Here is a 17,934-nt window from a genome sequence, read left to right on the forward strand (position 1 = left end):
GGGACCGTCGAGGTTGCAAACCTGCTCACCGAAGCGACACTTCCGTTTGATATTTCGAAGTACGACAACTTCTTCTTTGAGAGCGAATTTCGCTCCAATACCGTTCCGACCATGCCGGGCGGATCGGACGTGCAGTTTACCATCGACGAAAACCCTGCAGCCGGTTCCGTCATCGCTACCGTGGAGGCGTTTGACGCTGACAACGCCGGTTTGACGTATGAGTTCATCGGTGGCGACAGTACCGGGCTCGAACTCGTGCCTCTTCCTGACTTCACTGCGGAAATTCGCGTCGCAGAGGGGGCGGATCTCAACTTCGAAGCCGAACAGGAACGCGTGCTTTTGGTTCGTGCGACTGATTCTGTCGGTGCGAGCGTGACCGCTCGGGTGACATTGCAACTTCGCGACATCAACGAACCACCGGTCGTTCCGGACAACGAACTCGCCGTTCCTGAAGGGGCGATCGCGGGACCGGTTATCGGAACCGTGATCGGACGAATCGATGCGGTCGACCCTGACGCCGGATCAAGCCAACAACTGACCTACACCGTCATTCCAAGTACACCGGAAGCGCCGTTTGAGCGAGACGCGTCACCGTATCTTTCAGTCAATGAAACGACTGGTGTGGTGCGGTTGATCGCGCCGTTGGATTTCGAAACGACTGATTTCTTGGTGCTTCGCGTTCAGGTCGATGACAACAATACGGCTGCTGGAGAATCACGCGGGATTGCGATTGTTGAAAAGATCATTCGAATTTCGGACGAGAACGACGCACCTGAGATTGTCACGAAAACTTTCGACGTTGATGAAGATCACGAACCCGGTGAACTATTCACGTTCGACGTGAACGATCCTGATGAAGGTCAGATGCACCGATTCGGACTCATCCAACCGCATCCGCTGTTGGAGGTCACCTTTGATGGAACTGTATTGCTGAAGTCGGGCAAGTCGCTCGACTTTGAGGCGTCGCCGACAATCACGCTTCAGGTGTCGGTTAGCGACAACGGCAGTCCGTCGCTGGCGAAGACGGAAGTCGTCACGATCAACGTTGGAGACATTGACGAACCTGCTAGGTTGTCGAGGACAGACAACTTGAATAGTCCAGCGAGTGAAAACCAGGCGGGCCTTCTAATCACAACCTTAGGTCTCGTGGATCCGGAAGGTGACCACGATGACTACGCGTTCGATATGTTGCCTGGACCTAGCTCGGATCTGTTTGTGTTCTCGCCGGAATCGGGCGAGTTGCGCCTCGCGGACGGTGTGGAGCTCGACTACGAGATGGCGGCTCTGCACGAACTGACGTTTGAGATTGTCGATAACACCGGGCAGCTTCCGACCGAAACGCAGACCTTCCGTGTGATCGTCAACAATGTCAATGAACCTGCTTTTGTGACGACGGAGAAGATCTTCGTCTCAGAAGTTCCTCGTCCAGGCGATGCGGTCGGGCGAGTTCGAGTGGCCGATCCCGACAAAGATATTCCTGGTGCGATGTTGTCGGTCGAAATCATCGGCGGAAGTGCGCAGCCGTTCTTCGAATTTGAATCTGCCACGAACAGTCCTGGCAAACCGCTTTCACAGATCGATCCGTTTGTGTTGAAGGTGCGAGGTGATTTCGATTTTGCAGCGTTCCGAGCGATCGATCCGAACGAACTCAACCTGCAACTGAGAGTTTTCGATGGGAACAGTTCCACGACCGACCCGATCGAGCTGAAGATTGAACTCAACCAAGTCAACGAAGCTCCGGTTTTGAATCGGACGGTCTTGGAAAATGTCTTTAGTAATCGGAAGATCACGGTTGGATCCAAGTTCGAAATCCAAATCCCTGACAACATTGCTACTGACCCTGAGGGGGAACCCTTTTTGATTCGTGTGGGTAAGAGGGTTCGCGATGCCAACGGAGATTTCGTCCGGGACGAGGACGGGAAGATCAAATTGGAGTTGCCGTCGTGGCTGACGTTTGATGCCGAAACCCGTACCTTGGTCGGTCGCCCCGGTGCGGGAGTTTCCACTGAGAATCTGGAACTGACTGTTCGGGCACTTGAGTTTGGGCCGTTCCGTTTGTCAGACGATTTCGATTTCCAAATCAACGTGTCGCCGTTGACCAACCCGACGAGAACGTTTGACGTGAATGATGATGGAGTCACCAGCGCGGTTGATGCACTGCGAATCATCAATTTCCTGGTTCAAAATGGTGGACAAACCGCATCGATCGATAGTCTCGCCGACGTTCCGGTCTATCTGGATGTCTCCGGTGACGGGCTTGTCACATCACTTGATGCGTTGCAGGTGATCAATCAATTGAACGGCACGAACGACAATGTTGGATCGGCGCCTGCGAGTGAACCTCTCGGTACTACAGAGTCCAATGTCGGGGTGCTCGAAGAGGGTGAGGAGATCTGGGTGAGCGACGATCAGCGTCGACGTGAAGACGCGATTGATTTGGTGCTCAGCGATTCTCAATTGTTCTGATGTTCTCTGGTTGCTCGATCGCTGCGACCTCCGCAGCGATCGAGAGGGTTCAATGCTTCACTTGGCGGAGTGCGTGTTGAATCGTCTATCAGTCTGGGAGAAAGACGTCCGGATACAGAGTCATTAAACTAGTTGTTGTTCACTTCGAAGGATGATTTAGATGAAGGGGCCACAGGCAATCTTTTGGTTTATTGTCGGATTGTTGATCGTCTTGCCAGAGATGGGATCGGCTGAGTCGCCACGGCGTATTGGTCGTGTAGAAGCGTTCGATAGTCGTTTGAACGAACTGTTCTCCTCCGGCGAAAAATTTGAAGTGCTCGCGAGTGGTTTCACCTGGGTCGAAGGACCGTTGTGGGTGCCCGCCGATTCAAAAGTGGATGGATGTGATTCCGAACCGGGGTGTTTGCTTTTTTCAGACATCCCTCGCAACACCATCTTTCGCTGGCGTCCCGGTATGGGCGTCGACAAGTTCATGTCACCGAGTGGATACACGGGGGTGACGTACTATGGACTCGAACCGGGCAGCAATGGATTGGCCCTCGATCCCCAAGGACGACTTATCATGTGCGAACATGGGGATCGTCGTGTAACGCGCCTGAGCGTCGGTGGTGGGAAATTGACCTTGGTAGATAACTATGAAGGCAAACGTTTGAATAGCCCGAACGACCTGACGATAGATCGGGAGGGCAATCTGTATTTTACGGACCCGCCTTATGGGTTGCCTGATCGGGAGAATGACGTTCGGCGTGAACTTGATTTTTTTGGAGTGTATCGACTTTCCAACACCGGTGATTTGACGTTACTAACCACCGAGTTGGTGCGGCCCAACGGGATCGGATTGTCTCCAGATGGGAAGACCCTCTACGTTGCTCAGAGTGACGGAGAACGGCCGATATGGGCGGCGTTGCCAATCGAGGATGACGGAAAAGCCGGCCCCTTGCGTGAATTAGCGGACGCTCGACGTTATAGGAAGGAATTTCCGGGCGCACCCGATGGATTGACTGTCCATTCGAGTGGTACATTGCTGGGAAGTGGGCCGGGCGGTGTGTATGTGATCACGCCCGAAGGTGACGTAATCGGTCGTTTGTTGACCGGAGGTCGTGTTAGTAATTGTGCGTTGGATGCTGATGAAAAATGGTTGTACATCACCGCAGATAAACTGCTTTGTCGAATCCGTTTGCGCTAACGGAAGATCGTCATGTTGATTGATCGATTCGGACGCGCCCATCGTAGTTTGCGGATCAGCGTGACGGATCGTTGTAACCTGCGTTGCACGTACTGCATGCCCGAGTCCACGCCGGATTACCAACCACGTCAAGAAATTTTGACGTTCGAGGAAATCGTCAGGTTTACGAAGATCGCAGTTTCGCTCGGTGTCGATGATGTTCGCCTGACCGGCGGCGAGCCTTTAGTGCGGTCGCAGTTGCATCGGTTGGTGGAACAGCTCGTCGCGATCGATGGGCTGAGAAAAGTCTCGCTGACAACCAACGGTGTTTTGCTGAAGGAGCAACTCCCCGCACTGTTAGCCGCTGGTCTTCGTTTCGTGAACGTCAGTCTGGATGCTCTCGACGAAGAAACATTTCGCAGTGCTACTCGGCGCGGAGGCTTGGCAAAAGTTCTCGACGCAATTGACGCTGCAAAACAGGCGGGCATGTTGGTGAAGGTCAACTCCATTGCAATGCGAGGTTTGACCGACCGGCAAATCTTGGCTTTCGGTGAGTTCGCCAGGCGCACCAACATTCCAATTCGGTTTATCGAATTCATGCCGCTCGATAGCGACGGGAATTGGAACACGTCCGCGGTATTGTCCGGCGACGAGATTATTGAAATGTTCTCGAAGCAAATACGACCTCTCGTTCCCTTGGATCGGGCCGGATCCTCACCGTCAGCGGACTACCAATTTGATGATGGTGTGGGGACGGTCGGTGTCATCTCTTCGGTGACGAAGCCGTTTTGTCAGTCATGTGACCGGTTTCGGTTGACGGCCGATGGTCAACTGCGCAATTGCCTGTTTGGGGAAGATTCGGGCGATGTTCGAGCCTTGTTGCGTAGCGACTCCACTGACGACGCGATTGGACAGTTGATTCAAAACGCCATCGCGCAGAAGAAACTCGGGCACGGAACGGACGATCTGACTTTTTTGCGGCCGTCTCGTCCTATGCATGCGATTGGAGGCTAGAGATGCAACCCACGCCGTCGGATCACCCGAGTGTTGCCGGTGAATTACGCGTGTTGGTCTTTGGCCCGCAGGCGAAGACTGCCGGAGTGGATTGCCTGCGTCTCGGTACGATTAATTTTCCGATCCGAGCCGATGAAGTACTTTCAATGATCGCAGAACAATACCCCGAGATTGCTCCCACGCTCGGTGTGAGCCGAGTGGCGATCAATCACGAGTTTGCTGAATCGGGTTCTGTCATTAAGCCGAGCGATGAAGTTGCGTTGATCGGACTGATTAGCGGTGGGTGAAATGGCTGACCAATCGCTTAGTCCGACCGTGCGTGTTCGCTTAACACGCGGTCCGATTGTCTCGGAAAACTCGATGTCGCTATCAGCCTCGCAGAGGGCTAATTCCGGTGCGGTGGTAACATTTCGCGGATGCGTACGTGATTGCGAAACCGATGAAAGTGAAATGACTCGGCCAATCCTTGGGTTGAAGTATGAAATCTACGAGCCGATGACGTCTCGGGAGCTTCACCGTTTGGCGAGTGAGTATGCAACAACCCATGGAGTGATCGCCGTCGAAGTCGAGCACAGCTATGACTTTGTCGCCAACGGCGAGTGTTCTTTTGTGCTGCAGGTAGCCGCACGTCATCGACGTGAAGCGATCACGTTCATGGATGAATTCATTAGTGCCATGAAGAGACATGTTCCGATTTGGAAGGTACCCCATTGGCAGGCAACCGATCGAAAATCTTGATCCAACGCGGCGGGTTGTGCAGGGGTGTTGCGATCGCGTTTCCTAAGCGGTTGTGCTCAATAAAGGCGATGATTGTGGCACGGTGATCGTCGACGTGCTACAAAGTTTGTCTAGAACATGACGGCGTCCATCGTCGTTGATTCTCCTGGTTCCATCTCGAAGGGTCCGTAGGATGAATTTGGATGCAGAGTTTGTGAACTCACAGGCACCCAACGCCGCCGCAATCAATAACGGACGGAGTTTGGTCGTCAAAGGCAAGTTTGTTTCGCTCTGCCGCAGCGAAGATGGCACACTGCTGTTTGCCGAATGTCAGGGAAGCGGTCGATCGAATTACCACTGTTCATGCGACTTCGTACGGCCGAGTCAGCCAACGTACAGGTGCAGTTGTCCGTCTCGTCAATTCCCGTGCAAGCACTGCTTGGGTTTGATGTTCGCCTATGTCGATGGAAAGGAGTTCACGGTTGCGGAGGTGCCGGACGATCTCAGCGAGAAACGTGAGAAGCTGTCGCGGCGGAAGGAGCCGGCGAAATCTGCCAAACCAAAGAAAGTAAACGTATCCGCACTGAAGAAAAAAATCGCTGCTCAGTTGCAGGGACTCGACCTACTCGAAGCCCTCACGTTTGATTTAGTCTCAAAAGGAATGGCGGCGATGAATGCCACATCGGCACGCCGGGTTCAAGAACAGGCAAAGCAACTAGGAGACGCGTATCTGCCGGGCGCGCAGTCAGCGTTGCTCGCGTACACGAACCTCTTTATTGATGACACCGGTCGATTTGATGGCGAACTGCCGCCTCAAAAACGAGAGTCGATTTACACAGGCGCTCTCGACCAACTGACGCGTCTTTCAACGTTAGTGAAACACGGAAGGCGGGTCTTGCAAGCTCGATTAGATGAACCGACTGCGCCCCCGGAGACGGATTCACCGATTGCCGCATGGCTTGGCCACGCCTGGCAACTGCAGGAATTGAGGGACGCGGGGCTGACTCAGAACAACGTGGAACTGGTCCAACTCGCATTCCACAACTATGACGATGCTGCTCGGAAGGAATTCGTCGAAACCGGGATCTGGATGAACCTGAACAACGGTGAGATTCAGCTCACACAGAATTATCGACCGTATCGAGCGGCGAAGCATATCCGCGAACAGGACAGCTTTTTCAAAGTCGCTATCGTTCCTGAACTCTGCGTTTATCCAGGCAAAACGAATGTCCGTGTGCGTTGGGATGAGTTTGACCAACGGGCATTAACACGTGCGGATTTGAGCACGATCCGGTCGCATGCAGAAACGCAGTTCGATGTGTTGGTTAAGAATGTACGAACGGCATTGAAGAATCCGCTCGCGGACAAGCGTCCAATCGTTGCGATTGCTTTTCAGCGAATGGGGACTCTTTGCGGAGGTGAATTGGTCATCGAGGACGCAGCGGGTGCGCGTATTGAAATGACCGAGTGCGGGTTGAAGGATGAACCGCTGAGTTGTCACCTGATGCCGATGTTGCCGCCGGAATTGACTGAAGACCAATTGATTATCGGCCGGGTGCATCAGGACCTCGATAAGAAGACGCTCAAGATCAAGCCTCTGTCGATCGTTACGGAGAAACAGATCTTTCGTCTGACCTTATAAACGAGGCCGTCGTTTCAAAAGAGAGGTGGCGAACCGGTGGGCAGGGAGGTTTTCGGTTGTTTGCGTGACTCTTTGACACGCGAAACCCAGAGCTTGCCGATGGATTGGACGTCTCTCATTTGTTGAATCTCTTTGCCTTCAACATTCGATTTCATGTCTTCGTGGAGTTGATTGAACCAATCAGAATCGTCGCAACTTTTTTCTAGATCGGCAGCGAGTTGGTTATGTGCAGGTGCAGCGATGTATCGCAGGCATGACTTTAACGTGTGCGCAGCGGTCTTAAACGTCTTGGCGTTTCCGTCTTTCGCGGATCGATCGAGTCTTCGGATAAGGTCGGGAACTTCCATGGTGATCGCATCGCAGACCGACTCGATTGTTGACTCATCGCCGCCACAATGTTTTGACAGACGTTTCCGCCATTCGTCTTTCGGTTCGTCGTCGATCTCGTTTGGGGCAGGTTCCGGCATGGGGGACTCGATCTTTGCGGGGACATCGATGGAGGTGGGAGCAGGTTGAGGAACTTGTGATGTTGCTTCAGATGACGGTGGTTCTGACGTGTGGACAGCTTCGCTTTGGATAGTGGTGCCATCGTGAGACGCGATAGTTTGGGCTTGGACCACGCGTTCGATTTCGAGCAGAAGTGGTTTTAAATGGATCGGTTTGGTGATGTATCCGATCATGCCCGCATCTCGACACATTTTGCGATGTTGGTCCGTGACATGGGCCGTTAACGCGATGACGGGTGGAGCGGGGCATCCGATGTGTTGAGCGAGTTCGATGATTTGGGAGGTTACCTCGGTGCCGTCCATTCCTGGCATTTGAAGGTCCATAAGAACGCAATCAAATCGTTCGCGTTTAAAGTGTGCGATTGCCGTTTTTCCACCATCGGCGGTCGTCACAAAGTGTCCAGCAGAAACGAGTTGGTCGTGGATGACGAGTCGGTTGGTGGGACTGTCGTCAACAACGAGTAGGTGATAGCGTCTTGCAGTATTATCCGCTTTTTGGCTCGATCCGTCCGAGTTGGAATCGGACGGCGATTGGGTCAGTGTGGTATCCGACGCGACGGAAGACGAAGGGCTCGTTGTGAGTGAACCGATCGTGTTGGCGCGTGCGGTTTGACGCAGCGGTTTTCCTGCGAGCCAGCGACGAAGTTCGTCAGGGTGCACGGGTTCGATGATGATTGTGTCTTCTTTCTTCGCACGGCGTGGAGTCGATTCACCGGTCCGAGTTAACCAGAGAACACGATCATTGGTTTTTCGAGCCCGAACTCGCCACGCGGCATCAGCGGTCTGGTTTGTCAGGACCCATGCGATTGGTTGGATGGTGTGATCTGTATCGCGTGATTTCGACGACGCTTGTTTAGAGAAGGTTCCAATTTGATCGGGGTGAAACACTTTCCATCCATCGTGAAGAAGCGTTTCTTTGATCGCGTTTTCGATCGTCTCATTGTTGACCGAAACGACCACGGATTGTTTGGGTTCGTTGTCTTCCTGTTGAGATCGAGAAGGGAGTTCAAGAACGTTGCCGATTCGTTTGGGGATCCATCGTTTGGCCGGGAGGGTCTCTTCAGCGAGTTTGAGTCGCAGGCGCACATGGAAACTGCTACCCACACCGACTTCGCTTTCTAATTCGATTCCGCCTCCCATTCGTTCGGCGAGGCCTCGTGCGATAGCAAGTCCGAGACCTGTGCCTCCGAACTGCTTGTTGGTGCCACGATCGGCCTGCTCGAAGGCATCGAAGATTCTTGCTTGGTTTTCAGGGGCGATCCCGATGCCCGTGTCCGTGATGGAAATTTTGAACAACCGAGAGTTTTCGTTGGTGACGTGTTCGCCTTTGGCTCGATCGGGAATCGCCAGGAACCGGTCGCGGTGCTCATTTTGTCTGCGTTGTGTCATTGAACCAGTTTCATCTTCGGCCATCGCGAGACGCAGACACACCAATCCGTTCGGGGTGAATTTAATCGCGTTGCCAACCAAGTTGACAATGATTTGGCGAAGGCGTTTCGGGTCGGCGACCACACGCCGCGGGACCGCCGGATCGATGGAGAGACAGAGACGTACCGGCTTGTCAGCGACACGAATCGCTAGACAGCCGAATGCATCACCGATGGTCTCATGGAGATCAATGGGCGTCGGGTCGATGGCGACCCGCCCGGCTTCGATAGCGGAGAAATCGAGAATGTCTTCAATAGCGTCATGAAGCAGTTCGGTGTTCTGAGCAATAAGATTGACATATCTCCGTGCCAGCGCAGGAAGCGTTTGAGCGGCGAGAAGTTCTGTCAGTCCGCGGATGCCACCGAGTGGAGTTCTCAACTCGTGCGAGATCCCGGCCATGAATTGTGTCTTGGTGCGGTTCGCTTGCTCGGCCACTGCCTTGGCTTCCCGCATCGCTTCAAACGCTTGTTGCTGCAGTGTAATGTCGCGAATGATGACCGCTCGTCCGTCTCGATCACCCAGCGGAATCGGGTGAATCGAAACTTCGCTATCGAACGCAACGCCGTTGCCTCGTCGCAGTCGCAGTTCATGTCGTTGGGTGAACGGGAGCGTTTTCCATGTCAGTTTATCTTCATCGAGAACGGTCGATGTGGTCGTGGTTTGCTCGGTGATCGCAACGGGCATGATAAGGTCTTCGAGCGGACGCCCAACTAACCTGCCGCCTCCCGCCTGCAACATGGTGACCGCAGCTGGGTTGGCTTCCATGATGACTCCGCGATCGTCGACGAGCAGGACGGCGTCGCCCGCAGCATCAAACAGTGCTCGCTTGCGGGTTTCGCTGTTTTGCAATTCCATCGCACCACGATGCTTTTCCGTCACATCCCAGAAGATCGCTTGGATGCCGATGCATTTGCCGTGTTGATCGTATTCAGGTGCTTTAAAGACCTGCACGAAACCGGTGCGTCCGTCGACTCCCGGATGTTCTTCGACCTTATCCACGTGCAGACCCGTCGTCATGACGTTGAGGTCGTCGGCACGGTAGCGAGCTGCGAGAGCCGGCGCGTAGAGATCCGCGTCGGTACTGCCGATGACGTCGATCGGTTGCAGTCCAAGCTCCTTGCAGAACGGATCATTGGCATAGGTGAATACGCCTTCTGAGTTCTTGCGTGCGACTTGCAAATGCATCCGATCCATGATGGACTGAAACGTCGTCTCGCTTTGGTCGAGTCGATGTTGCGTCGCTTGTCGTCGGGCGACCTCATCGCGAAGGGCATGGTTGACGCGTGCTACTTCTTGCGACCGACGGCGAACACCTTGTTGCAGGTATTGTTGGTGCTTCAGACGTAGCCGCAATCTGCTGCGAAGGTAGACGTGGAAATAGCCTGCGGCGACTAACGCCAACAACGTCCACAGACGCACCGGATCAAAGTAGGGCGACACAATGGTGTGATCGACTCGGCTGATCGAGTCCTCACCCCAAAAGTGTTGAAGCCACGACGTGTCGATCCCGAACGCATGCAGCAACGGACCATAGAACGCGTGCCATACTCCGGCAAGGACAACCGCGGTGGCTTGTAAGGCAGTGATCCGAGTAATGACGCGTCGATGTAGAAAACGCCAAATAAGCGGCAACAGAAGTAGTTGGAGAACGCAAAGCCCCCAATAAGGTGGTGCGAGGATGTCCGCCGCCATCAGCACTACAATGGAAAGCATCCACCACAACGGGCGTCGCTTCTGTAACGTCAGTGTTTCAGGAAAGCTCTTCATGGGATCATTGGAATCAGGCCAAAACCGATCCTTTTCAGATTTACTGCTGGGGTGGAATCCGTTCAGTTTAACAGACCGCACGTCGGTGCAAGATTTGTATTCCGGTTCACTTGTCTCGTAAGAGGGTGATTTCCATTTCTATGAAAAAAGCATGCGTTTCGGTTCGCGCTCTCGTCGCAACTCTTGTCGTATGGACCCTCGCTGAATTGCCCGGGATGGCGGTTTGTGTGTTTGCAGACGACCTCAAGACCGCGGCGGATTGGCCGAGATTCCTCAATGTGGACTTCAGTGGGACGGCAAAGCTAGCCAACCCAACCGGTGGAAGCGTCACGCACTGGGACTGGAGCAACGAGCCTAGCTGCCGGTGGAGTTTATCGGTGGGAGATGGCTACGGTCTTGGGGTTATCCAAGATGGCGCTTACTTCCATTTTGATGCCGACGCAGGCGAAGAGCGTTTGCGGAAAATCGACATGACCACCGGCGAGGTGCTTTGGTCCCAAACGAGTGACCTGTCGTATCGCGATCTGTACGGATATGAGTCCGGCGCACGTTGCAGCCCAACCATTGAACAAGATCAAATTTTCACCCACGGTGTTGCGGGCATGGTGACCGCCCGTGATCGAGACAGCGGTGAAGCTCAGTGGCGAGTCGATACCAACGATCGATACCACGTTGTGCAAAATTTCTTCGGTGCTGGTTCGGCTCCGTTGATCGTTGACGGGGCGGTTTTGGTCATGGTCGGTGGCAGTCCGATCGCAGACCAGTCGATTGCGCCGGGCCGGCTAGACCGTGTTTCACCAGACGGGTCTCTTCTGGTCGCTTTTGATAGGCACACAGGAGAAGAGTTGTGGAAATCCGGGGATGATCTGGCGAGCTACAGCAGCCCGCGAACGATGCGAATCGATGGCAAGGAATACGTGTTGGTCCTAGGCAGAGAGTTCTTGCACGTGATTGATCCGGTCGACGGAAGAAGTTCCGGCAGGATCCGCTTCCGAGCAGACATCCTGGAGAGCGTGAATGCGATGGTACCGGTCGTTGATGGACAACGGGTTTTGGTAAGCGATTGTTATCAACTCGGTGCGACTTTGTTTGAAATCGAACATGATCAAACGGGGCTGGAGTTTACGCCGATCTGGCAAGACCCAGATCGAAGACGACGCGATCAGTCGTTGCGTTCGCATATGTCGACGCCGGTTTTGCATGAAGGCTTCTTGTACGCGTGCAGTGGCCGCAACGCACCCGACAGTGATTTTCGCTGTGTTGATTTCTTGACCGGTGAAGTGCAATGGACCGCGATGCAACGTCGACGCAGTTCAGCGACCCGGTTGTCCGATGTGTTGCTAGTCCAAACTGAAAGAGGGACACTGCATATCGTCAGGTGTGATCCCGAGCAATTTGATGAGATCGCTGTCTGGGAGTTGAACGAACCTTCTTCCGAAGAGGGAAGCTCCCGTCCGGCGATACGTTTTCCTTGTTGGTCGGCGCCCGTCGTCTCTGGGAACAGTGTCCTCGTACGGGGAGACAAGACGGTGTTGTGCCTTGAGTTGCCTCGTTCCGAACAAACGACAAAGTAGTCCGCCATAGAGAACATGCAGCGAACCAGATCGAGATCTGGTTCACCCGATAGAAAAGATCTGCGTTGCAGTTCTTACTGTCTTCACGCGGTTTGTGAATCCATCGAGACGGTGATCTCAACCGGGCAATGGTCTGAACCATGGATGTCGTTGCGAATGGTCGACGATGTAACTCGTAGCATAAATCGGCGAGCGACCCAAAAGTAGTCTAACCGCCATCCAATATTCCGCTCGCGAGCATTGTTGCGATAGGTCCACCACGAGTACTGATGCGGTGACGGATCGAAGTGCCGGAAGGAATCAACAAACCCGGCGGCTTCAATCGTGCTCAGGCCCGTGCGTTCTTGCTCGGTGAACCCAGCGTTCTTGCGATTCGCTTTCGGATTGGCAAGATCGATTTCGTGGTGGGCACAATTGAGATCGCCACAGAAAATGACCGGTTTGCGACGATTCAGCTTCTTCAAATAGGCAAGGAAGTCAGCGTCCCAGGTCTCTCGATAGTCGAGACGCGTGAGGCCTCGTTGCGAGTTGGGAGTGTAGACGTTGACGAGATGAAAGTCGTCGTACGTCGCCGTGATGACGCGTCCCTCCCGATCGTGGTCCTTTATTCCGATACCCAGAGTGTGCTTTTTAACCGGGATTTTTCGACCAAATCGCCGTGCCGCTGTACCCGGCTTTTTCGGCGCAATTCCACAACTGTTCGTAGCCCAGTTCATCCGCCCAAGAAGTGTCGACCTGTTCGGGCCGAGCTTTCGTCTCCTGCAAACACACGATAGTCGGTTGTTCGCTCTCAAGATAATCGCGAAACCCTTTGTCCATCGCGGCTCGAATCCCGTTAACGTTCCAAGAGACGAGCTTGACATCATCCGATGAAGTGGGCGATTGTGGCATTCAAAAAAGGGGGCAAGCATGTTTCGTTGGGCATCGAACTGGAAACAAACGTTACCAGACAAGGTACGTTTGGACCGAGCAATGAATTCGCTCGTTTGTTCGATACGGGTAGGACATGCATAACCTAGGGGTTCGGAACGATTGGTGCTACCGACCCAGGGTTCGCAGCACCGGTCGCGACTGCGTAAACGTCAATCGTACCTGAGACGAGTTGATCGCCGGGGGGTAATATGAAACGCCCAACACCCACGCCCTGCACGTTGATGTCTTCGATTTCGTTGGGGCTCTTTCCGGTTCGGTCTATCGCTATGGACTGAATTCGCAGTCGATGAACGATGACTTCGTATCGAGGTTCGGGCGCGAGGGCAACTCGGTGTTCACGTTGCACGGGATTGCCGAGTGGATCGAACGATTCATACAGGTCGATCCGCACCTGCCCCGCGTCTCGTGGCAACCGAACGCGTTGGCTACCACCTGGTTCGAGACGGTATTCGGGTTCCCGGCCAGGATGCCGAACATCAGTCAGCGTAACGATCAGAGTCTCGTTATGCGTGTTGACGAATTCTATCTCGACAGGTTTAAGTCGCCCGACTTCCACGATGCGAGATTCAGAGACCGTCGATTGCAACTGTGCGTTTGGGAATCGCGAGATTAGCGGAGATGGGCCGAGGCCGATGGCAGGCCCGATCGGGCCAACACTGAGCGTTGTTCCGGATGAGTAGTAGCCACTTACGACCGGTGGAACACCGTACGGAGTGATGCCTGGGTAGGCGGGGACGACGGGCCGTGGCGCGAGCCACACGTCGATATACGGTGCGAACCCCGGACCACTGCCGATTGGCCGGACTGAAACACTGGCGGGAACAAATTGTGGATACGGAGTGTTCAGATCGGCTCTCTCAACCGGTCCACGCCCACTGCGAGGGAATCGAATGATCCGGTTGAGTCCTTGATTGTAGAAACCGAGATACCTTCCACCGAGAAGATCGTAGTCACGTGCACGTCGATAGAAGAATCGATCGCCTGTGTTTTCAATGACAGTCAACCCGTCTCTTGCTACGTCGACGACACCGGTAATGTTGCCATATCCGTCGACCATTTCGAGGTCCGCGGCACTCAAAGTGACGCTCGCCAATAGGATCGCCGCCAACGCGCCAGGGATAGAACGGCAGTGTTTTGTTCGGCACATGAGAATGATCTCTTTCCAACACGGGCATTTGGTGTACGAGGAGACACTGCCCGGATTGTACCGCACCTACCGTCCGTATCGCATTAGATTCCGATTATTCACCGTTGGATAGGACTGCATCGGCAATCCGAGATGCCACCTCGTCCACGCTTCCTTCCGCTGAAATGACGACGCCCTTGCCACCTGTGTGTGGTAGTTGTTCGAGAAATGCGGAGCGGACACGATCAAGATATTCAGGCCCGCGAGACTCCATTCGATCGGTTTCTGCACCGAGTCTCGCGAAGGCTGTTTCGACGGGCATATCGAGTAGCAGCGTCAGATCGGGATTGAGATTTCCGCAAGCCAACCGACCCAGCTTCCATAACTCCTCCGGTGTCACCGGAGCAACGCCGCCGCGATCGCAGGTGCTTTGGTATACGACATTCGCTAGCAAGAATCGGTCGGAAATTACCGTTTTCCCAGCTTTCAACGCCGGCCGAAGAACCGATTCAATCATTTCGCAGCGGCTGGCCATGAACAGCATTGCCTCGGTTCGCCGATGCATTTGCATTTCGCCGCCGAGCAAAATTTCGCGCAGCCGTAATCCGATCTCGGTAGATCCAGGATCTCGTACCACGAGAACGTCGCGTCCTTGTTGACGAAGCAAGTCAGCGAGCCGATCGATTTGGGTTGACTTTCCGACCCCGTCAATTCCGTCGAAGGCGAAGAAGTATGGGATGGTCATTGATTCAGGCCTTTTCCACCGAGTGGACCTGCAGAAGTGGAAAACCCATCCGGTCCGCCGACGACCGGAAGATGTTGGTAACTAACGACTACCCAACCGCCGCTGGTTTTGTTCCTGTTTGTGCTGCGTTTTTCAAACGTCAGTAACAACCGACGAGGAACGCGGATGTTTTGCAGGCCTCCTCGTTTGCTGCTCACTTCCACCTTCACGATCATGTCGACGTCCGCTTGCTCGGGAGCCGTATTCTCGATCACGCGAATGCGGCGGATGCTGCCAACGTCGGCCTGCGTGAATATCCACTGGGGCAATTCTGCCGCGGCTTGCTGACGTGTTGACGGATCCCCAATGACTGCCAACGCTTTCTCGTGATCGTTCGCTTCGATTGCGTCGGCTGTTTCGTGAATCAAGCGAGCGATCTGTTCGCGATCGGTTACCCACCAATCGGACACAAACCACGCGACCGGAATTAGCAGCAGGCACACCAGGCCGATGATAGCGAGTTGCTTTCGTCCCGTTTGAAGCCAGCCGAACAAGAGTGCCGCCGCGAGCACCGCGAGCATCAAGGCGGTGATCATCGGCTGTTCGGCGATCAGTTGGAGCATTTCACTTTCCGTCGGCAGGATTAGACGACGTCAGGTGAAGGCACTTACGCCGACATCGACTCGTCGGCGAGAGATTTTTCATGCATCTCGTCGTCGGTTTCGTCTTGGATATATGTCTTCTCTTTATACAGGTATCCAACGGGAACAAAAACAATGGCTGTGAACAAAATGCACTTCGTCCAGAACCAGAAATAATCGGCTCCCTCGAGCAAAACTCGACCGCCAATGGCGTAGTCACGCGAAAAGCTCGTTTCGCCACCTCCCCCGCGGTCGTTCTCGATCTTAGCCTTTGCGGCTGCGATCTTTTCGGGATCTCCTTCCCCGATGAGTTTGATGCGTTGGCGTTCGAGCCAACTGTAGTACGGTTCTCCTTCTGCCGCGTTTTCATCGCGAGTGACGCGTTGCAGGATGCCGGTTAGCGTTTCGTCCCACTTCGTACCATCGATCCCGTCGGCACCCTCGGAAACCAGTTGGTATCGGTCACGCGAGATCAATTTGTAGCGAATCGCGTTTCCGTGTGCGTCCTTGAGGTCGCCTAGCAGTGCTTCAATTTGTTCGATACTCGGTAGCGTATCACCGGACGATTCTGCCGAGTCGAAAAACGCTTTCTCGATTTGGTCGGCTGCCTCTTCAAAGATCGGCTTGGAGGCGTTCGAGATTGATTCAACAACTCCATCAGAATCTAACGTTAGCACCACATCGTCGTCGGTTCCTTTTTGATCGTCGGGGCCGGTGACAAGAAGCTGCATCGTTTGCGGTTTGCTCTCGCTCACGTCGAGAAATGTCCCGCTGAAGTCGCCATTGCTGACCGACTCGCCGGTAGACATTTTCTCAGGTTCGACTTGCGCTACCAATCCGGTAACCGTGGGCGTCTGAATGAAGTGATTGACAATGGCGGTGAAGGCGTTACCCAACGACACCGACAAAAGGAACACTGCCATCACTACAGACTTCATGCTCTTGGGAGCCTGGGTGTAGGCAAACTCCAGACAGGTGATCGAAACCATCACCTCGGACGCCGTGAGAACCGCATACGCTAAGAACTGCCACGCGATCGAGGGTTCGAGACCGGAATCAATTTTCTCTTGCAGCATCGAAACAATCGCGAATCCACCGACCATGACAAAGAGGCCGATCGAAATCTTGCGAATTGGTGTCAACGTGAAGACACGATTCACGAGCGGATAGATAGCGAATTGAAAGACAGGAATCAGAGTGAGAATCAGAATCGGATTGATCGCCTGGATCTGTGACTCCAGCCAAGTCATGCCGAGCCAAGTCCGGTTGAGGCTTTTCGTTTGAAGTACCCACGACGATCCTGTCTGATCGAACAAGGCCCAGAAAACAGCAACGAACGAGAAGATAATCATCAACTTTGCGATCGCCGCGATGCCGGTCGCGCTGAACGTCTCTTTGATGAAAGTGGTGCCGCCCGGTGGGATGTGAATGAACTTGTTTCGTCCTAACCAGAACAAAAACGTTGCCAGGGCCATCAGGACACCGGGTATCCCGAATGCCCAGTGCGGACCGTAGTGCTGTAGGACCCACGGGGTAAGTAGCGTCGAGAGAAACGCGCCGAAGTTAATGCTGAAGTAAAACCACTGGTAAACTTTCGTCAGCATGTGTTGGTTTGATTTTCCGAACTGATCGCCGACGTGGGCGGACACGCACGGTTTGATCCCACCGGATCCGACTGAAATGAGGAAGAGTCCTGCAAACAGCCACCAACCGGCACTCATCGGTGGAGAGCCCATGAACGCCAATGCGGCGTGGCCGAAGCAGTAAACGATGGATAGATAGAGGATCGTCTTGTACTTACCGAGAAAGACGTCGGCCAAGAGTGCCCCGAGCACCGGAAAGAAATAGGCCGCCATCGTAAACGAGTGATAGTGTTCGGTCGCTTCCGCGTTACTCATTCCTGTGCCGGTGGCGGACGTGCCCATCCAGTGCAGGTAATCGGTCATGAAGATCGTTAGAATCGATTTCATGCCGTAGAAACTGAAACGCTCGGCGGCTTCGTTTCCGATGATGTAGGGAATACCACCAGGTAGACCGCTCGAACCGGATGGCCGCGTTTGGTACGCCGCAGGCTTCTCGGCACTGGTTTCCAATTCGGTCTGGTCAATACTGGATGACGACATCGAGGTTCTCTCAGATGAAGGTGGTGGTGGGACGCGGCGGTTTCGCGATGCGGGACAAGTGCGGATGCATCGATCAACTCGGAAAACCGCAATCTTTCCGCGAGCTAG

General features: G+C 54.1%; 14 protein-coding genes. 7 read left to right on the forward strand and 7 right to left on the reverse strand.

The annotated features are described in order from the left end of the window. The 6 genes from RSSM_RS00055 to RSSM_RS00080 all read left to right on the forward strand — a co-directional run. Positions 1-2,466, forward strand: a 2,466-nt coding sequence (locus RSSM_RS00055; protein ID WP_044300301.1) for a cadherin domain-containing protein, incomplete at its 5' end; no start/stop codon positions are given. 160 nt (positions 2,467-2,626) lie between these two features. Further along, a complete protein-coding gene (locus RSSM_RS00060) occupies positions 2,627-3,652 on the forward strand; it encodes an SMP-30/gluconolactonase/LRE family protein (RefSeq protein ID WP_008673013.1) in 1,026 nt (341 codons plus the stop codon). Positions 3,653-3,664: 12 nt separating this feature from the next. Further along, positions 3,665-4,645 carry a GTP 3',8-cyclase MoaA gene (gene moaA, locus RSSM_RS00065; RefSeq protein ID WP_008673016.1) on the forward strand — a complete coding sequence of 327 codons (981 nt, stop codon included), beginning with the start codon at positions 3,665-3,667 and terminating at the stop codon, positions 4,643-4,645. Between the two features lie 2 nt (positions 4,646-4,647). Continuing rightward, a complete protein-coding gene (locus RSSM_RS00070; RefSeq protein ID WP_008673018.1) occupies positions 4,648-4,932 on the forward strand; it encodes a MoaD/ThiS family protein in 285 nt (94 codons plus the stop codon). A gap of 73 nt (positions 4,933-5,005) precedes the next feature. Beyond that, a complete protein-coding gene (locus tag RSSM_RS00075) occupies positions 5,006-5,383 on the forward strand; it encodes a molybdopterin synthase catalytic subunit (protein WP_236620836.1) in 378 nt (125 codons plus the stop codon). Between the two features lie 172 nt (positions 5,384-5,555). Then, positions 5,556-7,004: an SWIM zinc finger family protein gene (locus RSSM_RS00080; RefSeq protein WP_008673022.1), complete on the forward strand. Its 1,449-nt coding sequence runs from the start codon at positions 5,556-5,558 to the stop codon at positions 7,002-7,004. A gap of 14 nt (positions 7,005-7,018) precedes the next feature. Here RSSM_RS00080 and RSSM_RS00085 read toward each other — a convergent pair whose 3' ends face one another. Continuing rightward, on the reverse strand, positions 7,019-10,705 hold the full coding sequence (locus tag RSSM_RS00085) for a hybrid sensor histidine kinase/response regulator (protein WP_044300305.1): 3,687 nt from the start codon (positions 10,703-10,705) through the stop codon (positions 7,019-7,021). A gap of 140 nt (positions 10,706-10,845) precedes the next feature. On the opposite strand from RSSM_RS00085, the gene RSSM_RS00090 reads away from it, so the two are divergent. Beyond that, the gene (locus tag RSSM_RS00090; RefSeq protein ID WP_008673028.1) at positions 10,846-12,279 is read left to right on the forward strand and encodes an outer membrane protein assembly factor BamB family protein; all 1,434 of its coding nucleotides are present in this window, start codon (positions 10,846-10,848) and stop codon (positions 12,277-12,279) included. 83 nt (positions 12,280-12,362) lie between these two features. Here RSSM_RS00090 and RSSM_RS00095 read toward each other — a convergent pair whose 3' ends face one another. The 6 genes from RSSM_RS00095 to RSSM_RS00115 all read right to left on the reverse strand — a co-directional run bounded on the left by RSSM_RS00095 (position 12,363) and on the right by RSSM_RS00115 (position 17,826). Next, positions 12,363-12,995: an exodeoxyribonuclease III gene (locus RSSM_RS00095; protein WP_236620837.1), complete on the reverse strand. Its 633-nt coding sequence runs from the start codon at positions 12,993-12,995 to the stop codon at positions 12,363-12,365. After that, positions 12,910-13,170, reverse strand: a complete 261-nt coding sequence (locus tag RSSM_RS35295) for an endonuclease/exonuclease/phosphatase family protein (RefSeq protein WP_008673032.1) — start codon at positions 13,168-13,170, stop codon at positions 12,910-12,912. The genes RSSM_RS00095 and RSSM_RS35295 overlap by 86 nt, the downstream gene beginning before the upstream one ends. Positions 13,171-13,294: 124 nt before the next feature. Further along, positions 13,295-14,359, reverse strand: coding sequence for a hypothetical protein (locus tag RSSM_RS00100; protein WP_008673034.1), 1,065 nt, complete (start codon positions 14,357-14,359; stop codon positions 13,295-13,297). A gap of 94 nt (positions 14,360-14,453) precedes the next feature. Then, positions 14,454-15,083 (reverse strand): dTMP kinase, encoded by a 630-nt coding sequence (gene tmk, locus RSSM_RS00105; RefSeq protein WP_008673035.1) that lies wholly within the window; start codon positions 15,081-15,083, stop codon positions 14,454-14,456. Further along, positions 15,080-15,685 (reverse strand): hypothetical protein, encoded by a 606-nt coding sequence (locus RSSM_RS00110; protein WP_008673037.1) that lies wholly within the window; start codon positions 15,683-15,685, stop codon positions 15,080-15,082. Before RSSM_RS00110 ends, tmk begins: the two co-directional genes overlap by 4 nt. Positions 15,686-15,729: 44 nt before the next feature. Continuing rightward, positions 15,730-17,826: a POT family MFS transporter gene (locus RSSM_RS00115; protein WP_008673042.1), complete on the reverse strand. Its 2,097-nt coding sequence runs from the start codon at positions 17,824-17,826 to the stop codon at positions 15,730-15,732. Positions 17,827-17,934 lie beyond the last annotated feature (108 nt).

The organism is Aporhodopirellula sallentina SM41, from assembly GCF_000346505.1.
In the GTDB taxonomy this organism is placed as follows: Bacteria; Planctomycetota; Planctomycetia; order Pirellulales; family Pirellulaceae; genus Rhodopirellula; species Rhodopirellula sallentina.